The sequence below is a fragment of the Streptomyces sp. NPDC057438 genome, from assembly GCF_042802995.1.
Classification (GTDB): domain Bacteria; phylum Actinomycetota; class Actinomycetes; order Streptomycetales; family Streptomycetaceae; genus Streptomyces.
In genome coordinates, this window is the sequence record NZ_JBHVDD010000004.1 from 96,286 (window position 1) to 111,162 (window position 14,877).

General features: G+C 66.4%; 16 protein-coding genes and 3 tRNA genes. 6 read left to right on the forward strand and 13 right to left on the reverse strand.

Annotated elements, in window-relative coordinates:
• Window positions 1-123 precede the first annotated feature (123 nt).
• Window positions 124-714, forward strand: coding sequence for a hypothetical protein (locus ACFU5F_RS04585; protein ID WP_383881829.1), 591 nt, complete (start codon window positions 124-126; stop codon window positions 712-714).
• Window positions 715-963: 249 nt separating this feature from the next.
• On the opposite strand, the gene ACFU5F_RS04590 is transcribed toward ACFU5F_RS04585, so the two are convergent.
• The 9 genes from ACFU5F_RS04590 to ACFU5F_RS04630 form a co-directional block, all read right to left on the reverse strand.
• Complete coding sequence (locus tag ACFU5F_RS04590) at window positions 964-1,410, reverse strand: hypothetical protein (RefSeq protein ID WP_383881832.1); 447 nt, start codon at window positions 1,408-1,410, stop codon at window positions 964-966.
• 86 nt (window positions 1,411-1,496) lie between these two features.
• A complete protein-coding gene (locus tag ACFU5F_RS04595; protein ID WP_383881835.1) occupies window positions 1,497-2,942 on the reverse strand; it encodes a ParB N-terminal domain-containing protein in 1,446 nt (481 codons plus the stop codon).
• Entirely contained in the window at window positions 2,939-3,601 is a 663-nt protein-coding gene (locus tag ACFU5F_RS04600; RefSeq protein WP_383869447.1) for a ParB N-terminal domain-containing protein, read from the reverse strand. Before ACFU5F_RS04600 ends, ACFU5F_RS04595 begins: the two co-directional genes overlap by 4 nt.
• A gap of 54 nt (window positions 3,602-3,655) precedes the next feature.
• Window positions 3,656-3,937: a hypothetical protein gene (locus ACFU5F_RS04605; RefSeq protein WP_383881839.1), complete on the reverse strand. Its 282-nt coding sequence runs from the start codon at window positions 3,935-3,937 to the stop codon at window positions 3,656-3,658.
• A gap of 85 nt (window positions 3,938-4,022) precedes the next feature.
• Window positions 4,023-4,232 (reverse strand): hypothetical protein, encoded by a 210-nt coding sequence (locus tag ACFU5F_RS04610; RefSeq protein WP_383881842.1) that lies wholly within the window; start codon window positions 4,230-4,232, stop codon window positions 4,023-4,025.
• A gap of 236 nt (window positions 4,233-4,468) precedes the next feature.
• A complete protein-coding gene (locus tag ACFU5F_RS04615; RefSeq protein ID WP_383881845.1) occupies window positions 4,469-5,386 on the reverse strand; it encodes a class I SAM-dependent methyltransferase in 918 nt (305 codons plus the stop codon).
• A 10-nt stretch (window positions 5,387-5,396) separates the two neighbouring features.
• Complete coding sequence (locus ACFU5F_RS04620; RefSeq protein WP_383881847.1) at window positions 5,397-5,714, reverse strand: hypothetical protein; 318 nt, start codon at window positions 5,712-5,714, stop codon at window positions 5,397-5,399.
• A 60-nt stretch (window positions 5,715-5,774) separates the two neighbouring features.
• Complete coding sequence (locus tag ACFU5F_RS04625; RefSeq protein WP_383881850.1) at window positions 5,775-6,950, reverse strand: ParB/RepB/Spo0J family partition protein; 1,176 nt, start codon at window positions 6,948-6,950, stop codon at window positions 5,775-5,777.
• Between the two features lie 163 nt (window positions 6,951-7,113).
• Window positions 7,114-7,284, reverse strand: coding sequence for a hypothetical protein (locus tag ACFU5F_RS04630; protein WP_383869434.1), 171 nt, complete (start codon window positions 7,282-7,284; stop codon window positions 7,114-7,116).
• 338 nt (window positions 7,285-7,622) lie between these two features.
• On the opposite strand from ACFU5F_RS04630, the gene ACFU5F_RS04635 reads away from it, so the two are divergent.
• Window positions 7,623-8,150, forward strand: coding sequence for a hypothetical protein (locus ACFU5F_RS04635; RefSeq protein ID WP_383869431.1), 528 nt, complete (start codon window positions 7,623-7,625; stop codon window positions 8,148-8,150).
• 5 nt (window positions 8,151-8,155) lie between these two features.
• Window positions 8,156-8,926 carry a hypothetical protein gene (locus tag ACFU5F_RS04640; RefSeq protein WP_060904679.1) on the forward strand — a complete coding sequence of 257 codons (771 nt, stop codon included), beginning with the start codon at window positions 8,156-8,158 and terminating at the stop codon, window positions 8,924-8,926.
• Here ACFU5F_RS04640 and ACFU5F_RS04645 read toward each other — a convergent pair.
• Complete coding sequence (locus ACFU5F_RS04645; RefSeq protein WP_383869428.1) at window positions 8,915-9,874, reverse strand: recombinase family protein; 960 nt, start codon at window positions 9,872-9,874, stop codon at window positions 8,915-8,917. The two genes, ACFU5F_RS04640 and ACFU5F_RS04645, sit on opposite strands and share 12 nt — an antisense overlap.
• 491 nt (window positions 9,875-10,365) lie before the next feature.
• Between ACFU5F_RS04645 and ACFU5F_RS04650 the strand changes: the two genes are divergently transcribed.
• Window positions 10,366-12,255: a tyrosine-type recombinase/integrase gene (locus tag ACFU5F_RS04650; RefSeq protein ID WP_383881854.1), complete on the forward strand. Its 1,890-nt coding sequence runs from the start codon at window positions 10,366-10,368 to the stop codon at window positions 12,253-12,255.
• A 192-nt stretch (window positions 12,256-12,447) separates the two neighbouring features.
• Here ACFU5F_RS04650 and ACFU5F_RS04655 read toward each other — a convergent pair.
• From ACFU5F_RS04655 to ACFU5F_RS04665, 3 genes are all read right to left on the reverse strand, one after another.
• Window positions 12,448-12,521: transfer RNA gene (locus ACFU5F_RS04655), tRNA-Ile, on the reverse strand.
• A gap of 175 nt (window positions 12,522-12,696) precedes the next feature.
• Window positions 12,697-12,769 (reverse strand) — tRNA-Asn (locus ACFU5F_RS04660).
• 6 nt (window positions 12,770-12,775) lie between these two features.
• Window positions 12,776-12,848 (reverse strand) — tRNA-Asn (locus tag ACFU5F_RS04665).
• A 174-nt stretch (window positions 12,849-13,022) separates the two neighbouring features.
• Here ACFU5F_RS04665 and ACFU5F_RS04670 point away from each other — a divergent pair.
• Window positions 13,023-13,328: a hypothetical protein gene (locus ACFU5F_RS04670; protein WP_037726468.1), complete on the forward strand. Its 306-nt coding sequence runs from the start codon at window positions 13,023-13,025 to the stop codon at window positions 13,326-13,328.
• A 69-nt stretch (window positions 13,329-13,397) separates the two neighbouring features.
• Entirely contained in the window at window positions 13,398-14,852 is a 1,455-nt protein-coding gene (locus tag ACFU5F_RS04675; protein ID WP_383881858.1) for an FGGY family carbohydrate kinase, read from the forward strand.
• Window positions 14,853-14,877: the final 25 nt, after the last annotated feature.

The following is a 14,877-nucleotide window of genomic DNA, read 5'->3' on the forward strand; positions in this document are numbered from 1 at the left end:
TTGCTTCTTATGAAGGACAGTTGTGTGCCCGGCCGGTACGCTCGCCTCGTGCGGGCGGTCAACTTGGGTTCGGGTTCTGGGGTTCTGGTAGCGCCAGGCCTGGTCTTGACCTGCGCTCATGTTGTGACTGCGGACATGACGGTGGTCCATTCAGCGCCCGAGTACGACGTCGCGCTGATCAGGTGGACACAACCGGAGCATGATGCGCCATTCGAACAGCGTCTAGCCGTCCGGCTATTTCAGCTCAAATCGCTGACCGATGCGCTTCAGCCCCAACTGCCAGGGCAGGATTGGGGCGTTCTCGCGGAGAGCGACGGATGCGAGAAGCTGCGTCTTTCTTCGGAGAAGGACCTCGGCGTACCCGCGATGGTCGCTGCACCAGCGCCTGTCGAAATGATTCGGCTCGCCGTAGCCCTGTCAGGCGAGGGGCCCTTTGAGGCTCAGCACATCCAGCAGCTGATCACCGAGATCATCCGTGATCTGCAGGATGCGTTCGCGTGGATACGGATCAAGATCTCACTTCTCTTCCTTTGTCCTCCTCGCCCGCCAACGGCGAAGCCCTGCATCGCGTCCGCCCCCTGCGGTCTCGCGCGCCTCAAGTCGCCCAGCGTGCCTCGTGCTCCTGGAGCGACCCAGAAGTCCCGCGCCAAATCCGTTTGGGGCGCTCACCCAGTCTCCTCGGCGACAGAAGCCGGAGGAAGAAGAGCGGCATAGCGCCCCGCATGCTTCGAACATGGGGTGGCACAATGCCGCAATTCGACATTCCTACTGACGCGCCGTGGTGGGCGGTTATCCTTTTGGCCGCCTTCGTCATCACTGGAACATTCGTCCTACGATCCCTGCCACGCGACTCACAACACCGGCTGGACTGGTGGCGCGAGTTCTTCAACTTTCTTCGCCGCAAGGAGCATGCACCACCGCAAGGACGTGATCAACGCGACAAGGACGAGCACAACTCCTAGCTCACAGGAGTGGCAGTTGCTCGCCCAGCCCCGGCCGCTTGGGCGGTACATACTCGGGTGGCGCGTCCGGAGCATCACGGTGGGTCCGGAGCCACCATGCGAACTGATAGTTGCGGCAGGTACGGAAACGCATCGATCGTCGGCGCGGCTCGCCCTCGGGGATACTGTGCTCGCCCCATCCGGTGATGGGGCGAGCATTGTTGAGGCGCACGTACAAGCCGGGCACCAGGGCAGGGCCCTCCCACTGCTCTCCTGGCGCGCCCTCGAAGGCAAGGTGTGCGTTGTCGCTCCACTTCCAGGGGTTGGGTAGCGCGCACAGGTACCAGGCCAGCGGCGGGTTGTGCTCGGGGAGTTCGAGGATCTGGTGCCGGCGGCTGATGTCCAGCCGGGGGCGGTCGGGCTGGCCGAAGCTGCGCAGGCAGTGCTGGTCGAGGGCTACGTGCCGCACGCCTGCCAGCCACATGATGTGGTACCGAGTTCGAGATTCAATTTGGACCCGTATTCGCTGTGACATCCGTTCCCCATTTACCCGTTTTAATTGGCGAGAGATTCATTTCTCCCTACTACCAATTTTATCAAATTTCCCACCAATTCCAGATGCCTGTCATGTCGGAAGCCGTTCGGATAAGGCATATTGAATTCCTCTTCGAATGCCTTCTCATATTCCTCCTTGGGGAGCGCGATGGGGCGGCGGCAGGTGGCCTTGATGTTGGAGCCGCTGAGGTCGGTGACCTGGACGTCCTCGAAGTAGCGGCGGAGCAGCGGCTCCAGGGTCTCGGGTGTGTGGAATCGCAGCTTCTGCCACTTCCCCTTGACGAAGTTCATCTCGACGTTGTCCTCGTCGAGGAAGCTCATCTTGGTGGTGGCGGTCTGGGAGGTGACCCGCTTGGCCTGCTCGTCCCGGAGTTCGCGGGCGAGGTTGCGTGTGCCCAGGCACACGACCCCGTCCACCGAGCAGAGGGCGTTGACGGTGGTCATCACCCAGTGCTGGTAGTCGAGGGTGGTGGTGGCGTTAATGACGGAGTCGAGGACCACCACGTCGTAGAGGCCGTTGGCCTGGATGTCCTTGTCGATGTCGCGGATCATGCCGACGACGGCGCGGATGTCGACGGCGTATGAGCCGTCCCTGCAGCGGTAGGGCTCGTAGTCGTGGATGTTGAAGCCCTTCGCGCGCAGGTGCTTGGCGTAGTCGCCGTATCCAGCGCCGAAGTCGACGACCCGGTGGGTGGGCTTAAGCCAGGGCGTGACCAACTGGTCCCAGGTCTCGGAGCCGTAGGCGAGCTTTCCGGCCTTGGCCTTGGATGAGAACTTGCGGAGCCTCTTGGGCTGCACGATGTGCTGGTTCCACACCGGGGCCTTGCTCTCGATGGCAGTCCAGTCGTAGACGCCGTACTCGCCGGTGAGGTCGGCGTGGAGTTGGGCGGCGTCGGCGGACGTGACGGTCCAGGCGAGGAGGTCGAAGCGGTTGATGGAGGCGACGACGGCGTATTCGGCGTTGAGGACGATGCGGCCTTGGTCGTCGATGACGACGCTCCCCCAGGGGCCGTGGCCGGCGGTCATGTGCCCGATGGCATTGACGAAGGAGAGGTTCTTTCGTTCCGCGACCCGGATGGTCTGCCATGGAATCCACGACCAGGCGCCGATAACGCCGGGCTCGGCGTAGACGACGCTGGCCTCGGTCTCGACTCGGTTGTGCAGCAGGTTGAACTGGATCTCGTCCTGCAGTCTGACCTTCGTGCCCAGCATGACCGCGGGCGTGTGCGTCAGGCCGATGGCCTGGAGGCCCTTGGTTCTCTGGTGGCCTGCGACCAGCGTGCCGTCGGCGTTGAGGATGACGGGTTTCACGACACCGTGGCGACGTAGTGACGCCTGGAGCCTGACGAACGCCTCCTCGCTGAGGTGGCGCGGGTTGTAGTCGGCGGGGCGAAGCCGGTCGAGCGGGTACGCCTCGTAGAACGTCGTGGTGGGCGCGCTGCTCATGCAGCCTCGCCCTCCTCGTGGGCCTGCTGCAAGACGTGCCAGCCGAAGCCGAGGTCGCTGTTGGTGTCGTCCACGAACTTCGTGTAGATGGCGTTGAGGGCTTCGACCTCTTCGGAGGTGATCCGGACCCGCTTGGACTCCCACTGGAGGTAGCCCCACTGGAGGTAGTCGACGGTGGCTGCGGCACCGGTGCCCGCGCCGTCGGATGTGAGTTCCAGCGTCTCGGGCAGGGAGGTGTCATCGAGGAGCCGGTCGACGCTCTCGCGGTCGTAGCCGGTACCGGCCAGGTCCGGGATCTCGGAAAGGATCTCGGCCAGGAGGACGCTGTCGTATCCGGCGAGGTCGTTGGTCCGGTTGTCGACGATGACGATGCGGGCCGCCGCGTCGTCGTCGACGTCGACCCAGGTGACGGCGATCTGCTCCCAGCCGAGCTGCTGGGCAGCCGCGTAGGTGTGGTTGCCCGCCAGGATCTCGTTGTGGCGGCCCGTGTGGGTGCCCTTGTTGACGACGATCGCGCGGTACTGGCCGTTGAGGGTCAGCGATTCGGTGATCGAGGGGAGGTCGCCGTTGCGGGGGTTCCGGTAGTACGGAACGAGGTCCTCGGTGGGGACGGCGAGCGGCAGGAGCAGTTCGGGAATGTTGGCGGGCGTCGGGGTCACTGGGCGTCCCTTGTGTAGGCCGTTCCCCGCGCCCTACTAGCTCAGACTAGACGATCACGCCGGGCCGCGGCGGTCGCCGGGGCAGGGCTTCAGCCGGTTCGTTAGTCGCCGACCGCCCACCCATCGCTGAACGTGGTGGATGGCGGCGGCCACCAGCCCGCAGGTGGGGAAGGCCAAGAGGCTGGCAAGAAAGACCCCGCCGCCGCCAAGCTGTACGACGACCCAGGCGGCAACGGCGATGGCCGCCATGAGTAGGACGGCCATCGCGTCGGCGACGAAGCGGAGGAGGGTGTGCATCACCGGTTGTTGCAGCCGCAGATGCCGGTCGGCAGGCACCAGGATTCACAGGATCGGCACCACACCGCACCGGGTACGGGAGGTGTCCGGCGCTCCGGCTCAGCGGGCGGTGCCTGCTTGGTGGTCATGTTCCATGTCCTTTTCTTCGTCGGGAAGTTGTGGCTGCTTCGAGTTCCGTGAGGTGCCGGATCGCGTCTGGATCGGGGTCTCCTGGGACTTCGAGGCCCGGGTCACGTTCAGCGAGGGCCTTGATCGGCGTCCCGTCCCGCTCGACGAGGAGACGTTCGTACAGTTCGCGATCTTCTGGGTGCCCGGCGAAGTCCTCTGTGTTCATGGCGCTCCTGAGTGCACGGGGACCCGCCCCCGGCGTGAGGCGGGGGCGGGTCCGGTCGTGATCGTGGATCTTGGCTGCGCTCCGGCGGCTCCGCTCAGGTGCGGGGCCGGTGCCTGGCGGGTAGGGCGCGGGGGATTGGCCACCCGCCAGGCACCGAAGGGGAGTGCCGCATGCCACGGCACGTTGGTGAGCCGGTTCCTCGGCTGAGGTCGCCCCCACCAACGAGATAGAACGTATCACGCATCAGTGTTGGGATCTATTTCTAGCCCTGGTGCAGCCCCGGACTCGAACCCGTCGAGCGGCGCTGTGCCGTGAGCCGTCGGCGCGTCCGTGAAGAACAGCTCCTGCTGGGCCACTGCGGGCCTTGCAGTGAAGTCCTCGCGCCTGGGCGCCTGGGGGTTGAACCGAGAGGGCGGCGCAGGCTCTCGGACAGGGATGACGGCAACCACCGTGGACACGCCGACCGGGAACGCGTCGTCGGGCAGTTCCGTGATGGTCCCTCGCGCCTCCCGGACCCGTGCCCGGAAGTCCTTGGTCTTACGGTCGCTCCGGTACGGGAGGCTGCCATACATGACGGCCACGACCAGGCCGCCCGGCTGCACGAAGCGCAACGCCCGCTGGACGTGCCTGATGTCCTGCCGGTCAGCGAACGGCGGGTTCATGATGACCCGCTGGTAGCGGCGCTGAACCTTCACGCTGAAGAAGTCGGCGGCCGTGACCTCGCGGGCGTAGCCGCCGGCACGGATGTGCTCGGCGCGAGCAGTGTCGAGTTCGATGCAGTCGACCACGGCACCGCGGGCAGCTGCGGCCTTGGCGATGGCACCGCGTCCGGCCGACGGCTCCAATACCTCGCAACCGGCTTGGAGTTCCGCCAGGTCCAGGAGTTGTTCGACAACGGGCTTCGGCGTGGGGAAGTACCCGCGGTCGACGTCGGTGATCACCTCGCCTGTGGCGAGCAGCCCCGCGATGGCGTCGGCAGCGGCGAAGGGGAAGATGTGGGCGCGCTGGTAGCGGTTCCAGGTGCCGCCGACCGCCTGCAGGGCCAGGTTGACCCGGTCGTACAGTTTCCGGTCGAGCGTGCCGTTGCGACGGAGCATCAGACCGTCGACCGTGGCGGAGCGGATGACCTTGAGAACGTCGGTATCTATCTTCACGGCTGCCTCCTCACTCGCTGGCGGTCTTGGCCTCGGCGGCGAGCAGCGCCGCTTCGAGCTCGACCAGACGGGCCGTGACCATGAGGTGGGTGCGCACGTACACCGAACTACCGGCACCCTTCATGAGGTCGGAGGCGGCGAGCAGGGTGAGGTTGTATGCCTCGTTCAGGGCGGCCCCGTCATTGTCACGGCGCGCCTTGAACAGGTACGCCGCAGCCGTGCGGACGAGCTCGGCCACCTCGGAGTCGTACTCCTCGAGGGCGTCGGCCGAGGCCGGCACGTCGAACAGGTTGTGGTTGATGTTGCGCATGGTCCGGATGTCGTTCATCACTGCAGGGCTCCATAGAGAAGGGGGCGGCCCTCTGGGGGCCGCCCCGGGACGGACGGGTCAGGCTGCGACGGCGACCAGCTCGGCCACCGCCTCGGCCTCGGCCTCGACGTCGTCCTCCCCCGGCTCCGCCGGGCTCTCGGGCTCCACGTCGGCGGCCGGGGTGGCCTCGGTCTCCGCGTTGGCGTCGGCGGCCGGGGCGGCCTCCGCCTCCGGGGCGGGCTCGGCCTGCGTCTCCGGTTCGGCGTCGCCCGCAGCCGGGTCCAGCTGGGCGAGTACGGCGTCGGCCTCGGCCACCAGGTCGGGCGCTGCGGCGGCGGGGTTGACCATAATCTCGCTGGCGTCGGCGTGAGCCTTCGCCTGGCGGAGCTGGAACCGGGCCTTCTGCACGACGTCCGCGACCCGGTCCATCTGCTCAAGCCGCTTGCCGACCTCCCCCGCCAGGGTGCGGGCCAGCTCCATGGGGTCCGCCTTGCCGATGCTGTCCAGCAGCGCCCACATTCCCTCGATGGCGTCGAGGTCACTCTTGGTCTTGGCCTGCGCGCGACTCCGCTCGGCCTTTTCCTCGGGGGTCATCTCTTCGACGTCGACCATGGAGTCCTGGGTGGCCGCCTTCTCCTGCTTGCGCATGGCGTAGGCGATGTGGACGAGCTGGTTGTCGTTCTTGTCGCCCTTCTTCCAGTCCTGGAAGACCGCCTTCTGGTTCTCCTTCGAGAGCGCGGCGATCTGGACGGCGGCCTGGGTGCCGATGTGCCCGAGGTCGACGGCCGCCTGGATCTCGGGGCGCAGAGCGAGCAGGGCCAGGCGCTGGTTGACGAACTGGACCGACTTGGAGAACGCCTTGGCGACGCTCGCGGGCGTGGCGCCCTCCTCCTCGTCCAAGACCTTCTTGAAGCCGCGCGCCTCCTCCAGCGGGAGCATGTCCTCGCGGTTCAGGTTCTCGGCCATCGCCTTCTTGAAGGAGTCCATGTCGCTGATCTCGGACTCGCCCTCGGGCAGCAGGATCTTCGCCTCGATGGTGATGTTGTCCGCGAGTTCGTTGGCGCGGAAGCGGCGCTCGCCGGCCACGAGCTCGTAACCCTCCGCCACCTTCCGGACGACGATCGGCTGGAGCAGGCCGTGCTCCTTGATCGACTCGGCCAGCTCGTTCAGCGCGTCCTCGTCGAAGGTCTTGCGGGGCTGGTTCGGGTTGCGGTGGATCTGGCGCATCTTCAGGGCGGCGTACTTGTGCGACATTTTGATCTCCAAGAGGTCGGTGGGGGCTTCTTCTTCCCCCCTTCCTTGTGGTTCTATTCTATATGCATTCAGAGTGGAGGTCCACAATTTTCGAGAAGTTTTCGCAGGTCAGACGCGTGGGGGCGGGCCCCTCGTGGAGCCCGCCCCCGACTACTCACGCAGATCAACTTGCAGTAGCACCGCTCACACGCTCCACGTCACAGCCGACCCGTTTCGGATCGACGACCGCCAGAGCCCCAAGCGCGCCGAGCGCCGCTTCGCCATCCAGAATGACGTTTTCCGTGCCACCCGACTCCTCCAGTCGGGCTAGCACTCGATCCAGCTCGATCCCCACCCGCGCCCTCCCGGCGTTACAGCGTTCCGCCTCCATGACGCGCGGCCCACTTAGATCCCCACACAAGCGAGTTAGCGGCACACATCGAGGCCCATCTGGGCGCCTGTCGCGATCCTGCACCCTAGGAGGCGAAGTGAGGTGGCGGCCCCGCATGCCGAGCACGCGCTTACTACGCTTTACGTTATAGATCTTGCTTCGAGCGTCACCTATTGTCAACCAACATAGACATTGCAGTGCACCGTCCGCCACAGCTGCCCCACAGTGATACTGAGTGCGCACAACATCCACCGTCCACCGTCAGGTCGGGCCTGCCCGCATCACGAGGAGTAGCCAGCACAATGCCGCTCGGCCCGGACACCCCCCTCGCCAGCAAGCTCGCTGTGCTACTCAGCAGGAAGCGTGGCACGGACGGGAAGACCCCAAGCACGCGCGCCATCGCCGCCGCCACGGCCGAGACTCCCGGCGGCAAGCCGGCGATGACCCACCAGGTCGTGAACGACCTTCTGAACGGCGTCAAGGCGAACCCATCGAGCGCCCAACTGGCCGGACTCGCAAGGGCATTCGACTGTCCGGTAGCTTACCTACTCCCCGGTTACAACGGACTGACGTCCCTATCGGTCTACGAGGAGTATCAAGACGCACGCGAGGCACTTCGACTCATCCACGACCTGGGCGAAGCCGGGGCTGCCGAACTTCTGGAGGCCGCCCGTGAGATCCGTCTGCGACACGGACACAGCGATCTCCATGTCCCGGAAGTGCCCGAGCCTCTTCCCCCGGCCGCGGAACCACCGCGGCCCGGCCGGCGGAGGCGTCTCAGCTTCACCGAAGCAGCCGAGCGCGCCGTCTCTGACCTGGAAGGAACCTGAACCAAATGGACGGCCTAGTCTTCGGCCTGTGCGCTCTGATCGGCCTGGTGGGCACCATGCTCTCCGCTCGGGAGGCCTGGCGTCAGCGTGACCGAAGCGACTACCGCGTAGCCCGTTTCACCCGAGCGGTGGCTATCGGCATCTGCACTTTAGGCGTCACCCTCGCCGTCCCAGCGGTAGAGGACATGATCGAGTCTGTGACCGGCATGAACAATGCCGCCAAACTCGGGGCCCACATCTGCGCCGTCGTGTGGTGCGGCAGTCTTCAGCTCATGCTCGTGGACTGGTCCTACAACCATGAGGTATTGAAGGCCAGCCTGTTCGCACGTGGCGCCCTGGCAGCGTGTGTCCTCCTCGCGATGCTGCCGCTGTTCATCAACACCACGGACGAGACCGTGGAATTCACGACCGAATACGCAACAGTGCCAGGCGTCACCGTCTACCTCATGGTCTACCTGGGCTACGTGGCGATCACGTGCGGCGAGATCGCGTTTCTGTGCACCGGAATGGCTCTCGTTGCCCGGCGCGGAGGACACGCCTGGTCGGCTCGCGGCCTCGCCCTGTCGTCGATCTCCGCGATCCTCGGAGTGGCCTACGCCGCCAGCAAGGGGTCATACCTGGTGACCCATTACCTGGGCCATCCCTGGCCACTGCGGTACGAGGAGATCGTTTCCCCGCTCTTGGCGGGACTCGCCGTGATCTCACTGATCACAGGGCTGACGATGGCGATGGTGGGTAGGCGGCTCGCATCGCGGGTGGCGACCTCAGCCGCCTGACATGCTGGAGAGCTTGCGCCAGTGGAGGACGACTCGCCCCGGCTCAATGGTCCGAACACCGCGGGCGCTCGCCGGGAAGACCTCGACCTTCTCCATGAGCAGCACCACGAGACCCCTCTTCGACGCGGTGGGCGCAGTGTTCCACCACTTCACCAGGTCCTTGGCATGACCCAGTGAGAAGTTCGCCATCTGCTCCGCGTACCGAAGACGCGGACGGATGTCCTTGAGATTGGCCGCGATCTCCCGTTCTCCGGCTACGAGCGCCTCGCTGCTGATCTGGCGGTTGCCGTAGAGCCTCCCGAGCTCGGCTTGGCGGCCCTCCAAATCCTCGATCTCCTGCTTGAGCTCGTCGGCCTTCTTACGCACGGCCTCTTGGGCCTTGGTGATCTGGGCTCGAATGCCGGGCTTGAGGAGCTCCGCCACGACGTTCTCTCCGACGTAGTCCTCCAACAGCCCGGCATCAATCCGGACCTCGCCACAGCCGCCGATCCCCCTCCTGTCCTTCGGGCGACAGCGGTATCCGGGCGTGCCCACATTGGTACGGGCGCCCCCGAGATCCTGTGTGCACTTGCCACAGGTGCTGCCCCCGCCGGTCAGGAGATAGTCGAAGGCCGGCTCAGCGTCCTTCGTACTGCGAGCCTTCTCCCGCTCGAGAAGGGCCTCGAACTCTTCGCGCGTGATGGCTCCGGGGTGACCCGCGTCGACAAGTTCGCCGTCATCGTCGTAACGCAGTCCGGCGATCGCCGGGTTGCGGAACAGGCGTCCAACCGAGGCGTCCTTCCACTCCCCGCCGAGGGTTCCCCGGTAGCCCTCACCGTTCGCCCACACGGCAACGTCCTGGTTGGACTGATTGCTCAGCGCCCGGCTCACCATCTGGCGGAGCGGGTCCACTTCGTCGTCACGTAGCCGACGACGTGAGGCGTCATCGAAACCGTAGAGCCGTGGCATGCGGTGGTCCGTTCTCGTCTCGTGCGCCCATAGCCGCCTGATCCTAGGCCACGGCACAAGTCCGAGCTGTGACCTAGCGAGGCCAACAGACCCAAGGGCTACCAGGTCACTGCACCAGTGGCGTCACCCCAAGCACTTGCCAGAGCGCAGCAGTGGGGACTCTCACCGTGCCGCCCAGTGGGAGCGTCTGCACGGGGAAAGACCCCTCCTTGATCAAGTTGTAGGCCTTGTGCGTGCCGATCCCCAGCGCCCGCGCAGCCGTCACAACGTTCACGGTCGGTGGCAGCGCGAGTAGTTCCTCCAGGGTCATCGAACTGGCCCCGGCGTCCGTAGCTACAGATGCGTCCTTCGTTGTCATTCCCGTTGTCGCGTTCTCCCCCACGCCAACGTGCCATAAGGATACGCCAACACTGGAGTGTTGGGGCAAGATGGGCGTCGGTTCGACAAGGACCGACACAAAAGATCCACACGCCACCACAAAGGGGAGAAGCGTGTCAGAGGCGAGCTACTTCCGCCGCTGCCAGTGCAAGGTGCCGGCGACAGACGACTCCGGGGAGGCAATATTCAACGACGACGGCTCAGCGAAGCTCCGAGACATCGGGCTGACGTGCCCTGATCTCAAGCGAAAGGGCCACGGTACGTGGTACTTCTCGATCGACTTGGAGCCCGGTGAGAACGGCAAGCGACGCCGCATCAAGCGGGGCGGATTCGCCACCAAGGAGGAGGCCAAGGCCGAGGCGAAGAAGGTCGCTCGTGACTCGGACCGGGGCACCGACGTACTCAGCAATGCGACAGTCGGCGAGGACCTCACAGCGTGGCTCAAGCGAAAGAAGGCTCTGGCCCGCACAACGCGGCACAGCTACGAGGAGCACGTCGCGAACTACCTCGCACCGCGCCTGGGCCACGTCAAGCGGCGAGACTTCAAGCTTCGCCATGTCGAGGCCATGTTCGACGCCATCGAGAAGGAGAACGCCGAGCGACTACTGCACCACGCCCGCGTGGTTGAGCTCCAGAACGCCCGTGACACGGCCTACACGGCGTGGGTGCGCGCGGCCGGGAAGAGAGGTGAGCGGCGCGTCACCCGCCGAGCCTGGCTCGATGCCAACGCCGCCCTGAAGGCGGGCCGCAAGGGCGTGCGCAAGATCACCAGTGCCGCGACGATGCATCGCATCAACGCCACCCTCAGTTCGTTTCTCAACACCGGGATCAAGCGGGGTGAGTACACGACCAACTGGTCCCAGATGGTCGAGCTTCCAGCCGCGAAGCGGCCCAAGCCGCTGGTGTGGACGCCAGAGAGAGTCGAACAGTGGAGGCGGACGGGTGCCAAACCTGGTCCAGTCATGGTCTGGACTCCCGAACAGACCGGACAGTTCCTAGACTTTGTCAGCGATGACCGGCTGTACGCCCTATGGCACACCTTCACCTTTCTGGGGCCCCGACGCGGCGAGATGTGCGCCCTGCCGTGGCAGGAGGTGAGCTTGGCCTCTCCATGGATGCGCATCTCTGCGCAGATCGTCGAAGTCGCTTACCGCCTGTACGGGGAAGATCCAAAGGCAGACAGTGTCCGCACCATCTCGCTCAGTGCGGAATCAGTCGAGGTGCTGCGCGCCTGGCAGGTCGCCCAGGCGAAGGAACGCGAGCAGTGGTCCGGCCAGGAAGCCAGGGTCGAATCGGACCGCGTTTTCACGCAGGAGAACGGAGAGTCCTACCACCCTGACTGGGTCAGTCGGCGCTTCAAACGGCTGGTCGAGTTGTCGGGACTTCCGCCGGTCCGCCTCCACGATCTCCGGCACATTTCGGCCACCCTGTCCCTTCTCGCGAAGAACGACATCAAAGTGGTCCAGGAGCGTCTGGGGCACAGCTCGCGTCAGATCACGTCAGACACGTACACCAGCGTCCTGCCACAGCTCATGCAGGCAGAAGCCGAATCGACTCTCTCTGTAGTGCCTCGCGAGACAGCTCTCGCCTACGAAGTGGTGCGGCCCTTGAAGATTCCGGCGAAGATCTTCAACCACGACATGGCCGTGCTCTTCGTCCACGGCGCCAGCAGCGGCGGCCTCTGGACCATCGGGCTAAAGGCCCGCGCGAAGGGGGCCGCCCTTGGAGAGATCCGGGCCACAGTCCGCACACCGGAGCAGGCGGCTGCGGCGACGGAGAAGTGGTTGCGGGAGTACTGCGCGAGCACCGGTTGCGAGATCGTCCATGTGGAGAACTGGAACGATCGTCTCTCGGAGGAGCAACGGCCGCACGCGATGCTCAGCCGAGTCGTGATCGACCGAGCGGGGCCGAACGCCGTCGGCTGGGTTCCGCCGCAGCCATCCGCGCCAGACTCCAGCGGCCAGACCGACTCAGCAGAGAAGGCGCCAGAGAAAGTGGCGTGACCTACAGATCCGGGTTTCACCACCCGCTTGTGGTCCCCAGTGGTCCCTGGAGCACCAACGAGTGACCTTGTGGTCCCTCGGTGGTCCCTGGGACACCAACGAGTGACAGGCAAGGACCGCCGAGACCTCTCAAGTCCCCCGATCTGCCAGCGAAGTTGCTGGTCAGAAGGTTTCTCCTCGCGTAGCGAAGAGTGGGGCGGGTGGGACTCGAACCCACGGCCGACGGATTATGAGTCCGCTGCTCTAACCGGCTGAGCTACCGCCCCGTACGGCGTGTCGCGTACATGTGTGCGCGCCGTCTGCCGCAGCATAGCCGCTCATACGATCTCCTGCTTCGGATGGTCGGCCTTCGCATGCGCTTCTTGACCTTGAGGACTTCGGCGGCGCGCACGCGGTTCCCCCGGACATGAAAAAGGACCCCGACGGGGTCCTTCCTCACTGCTCTCCCGACTGGACTCGAACCAGTAACCTGCCGGTTAACAGCCGGCTGCTCTGCCAATTGAGCTACGGAAGATCGAAGCTCCCCCGACTGGACTCGAACCAGTAACCTGCCGGTTAACAGCCGGCTGCTCTGCCAATTGAGCTACGGAGGATTGCCTCGGTGCATCGAACGTACCTCCCTGGGTATTCGCCAGGGGGCGTGCGCTCGCTGCGACACATACATTAGCGCAAGCAGGGGGGTGCTCCGCCAATCGGTATCTCCCGCGCCCGTCGCCCGCGCAGGGCACGCAAGGGACCGACGCAGACGTAAGGGAAGGGTGGCCGCCATGCGCTATCGGCTCACGTTCTTTGCCGGACTGGCCCTGGGCTACGTACTGGGCACGAAGGCCGGACGCGAACGCTACGAACAGCTGAAGAAGTCCGCGCGCCAGGTCGCGCAGAACCCCGCGGTGCGCAACACCGCCGAGTCGGCCGCCCAGCAGGGGCGTGTCTACGCGGGCAAGGCGTACCACGTGGTCAGCGAGAAGGTGGGGGACCGTGTGCCCGACCTGGTCGCCGAGCGGGTGCGCTCGCTGCGTGAACGCAACGCCAACGGCTCCGCCGCGGACGACTGGGGCACGAGCAATACCTAGGGACCGAATCGAGTCGGCCGGACCGACGCGCGGCGCCCCCACCCCTTCCGGTGCGGCAGAATTTCTGCCATGGGGATAGTCGCCGGGCTGGACAGTTCGCCCGAATTTACGCGCATTGTCGTCTGTGACTCGGACACAGGGGCCGTGCTCAGGCAGGGGTATGCCCCGCACCCGTTGGAGCCGGCCGAGAGCGGGGGGCGTCCGGCGGACGTCGACCCGCAGGCCTGGCTGCTGTCCCTGGGCGAGGCGGCCGGCGGCGGGCTGCTGGAGGGTGTGCAGGCGATCGGGGTCTCGTCCCAGCAGAACGGGCTGATCGCGCTGGACGCACAGGGCAACAGCGTGCGCCCGGCGATGGTCGGCGGCGACAGGCGGACCCAGGTCGCGGCGGCCGACCTCGTCGACGCGCTCGGGGGCCGCGGCGCGTGGGCGGAGGCCGTCGGCTGTGTGCCGGGGGCCGCGCAGCCGGTGACGAAGCTGCGCTGGATGAGCCGTACCGAACCGGACGCCGCGATGCGGACGGCCGTCCTGCTCCAGGCGCACGACTGGCTGGTCTGGCAGTTGCTGGGGCGGCCGGTCAGGAGGACGACGGACCGGGGCGGGGCGTCCGGGACCGGGTACTGGAACGCGGCGACCGGGCAGTACCGCACGGATCTCGTCGAGATGGCGCTCGGCCACCAGGTCATGCTGCCGGAGGTGCTGGGCCCCTCGGACGCCGCCGGTACGACGCCGGAGGGGCTCCTCATCTCCGCCGGCACCGGGGAGACCATGGCCGCCGCGTTCGGGCTCGGCATCGGGCTCGGGGACGCGGTCGTGTCGCTGGGGGCCTCCGGGTCCGTCATGGCCGTGCACACGACGGCGCTCGTCGACTCCTCCGGGATGATCACCTCGCTGGCCGACGCCACGGGGATGCATCTGCCGGTCGTCACCACGCTCAACGCCGTACGGACGCTGCGCGGGGCCGCCGAACTGCTGGGTGTGTCCGATCTGGAGGCGCTGTCCGACCTGGCGATGAAGTCGACGCCCGGGTCGCACGGGCTGGTGATGCTGCCGTACCTGGAGGGTGAGCGGACGCCGAACCTGCCGCACACCGCGGGGACGCTGGCGGGGCTGCGGCGGGAGTCGATGAAGCCGGAGCACTTCGCGCGGGCCGCGTTCGAGGGCATGCTGTGCGGGCTCGCGGACGCGCTGGACGTGCTGCGGGGGCGGGGCGTCGACGTACGGCGGATCTTCCTGCTCGGCGCGGCGGCGGAACTGCCGGCGGTGCAGGCGGCGGCGCCGGCGCTGTTCGGGGTGCAGGTGGTGGTGCCGCAGCCGGCGGACTACGCGGCGGTGGGCGCCGCGCGGCAGGCAGCCTGGGCGCTCGGGGTCTCGCAGGGGGCGCTCGATCCGCGTACACCACCGATGTGGCCGGGGGCGGCGGCGCAGGTGCTGGACCCCGGGGACGAGTTGGCGGTGGGGCAGGCGGTGCGGCAGCAGTACGTGGCGGTGCGTGAGCAGACCCACCCCGGGGCGTTCCGGGTCTGAGGACGCGGCCGCGGCTGGGGATGGG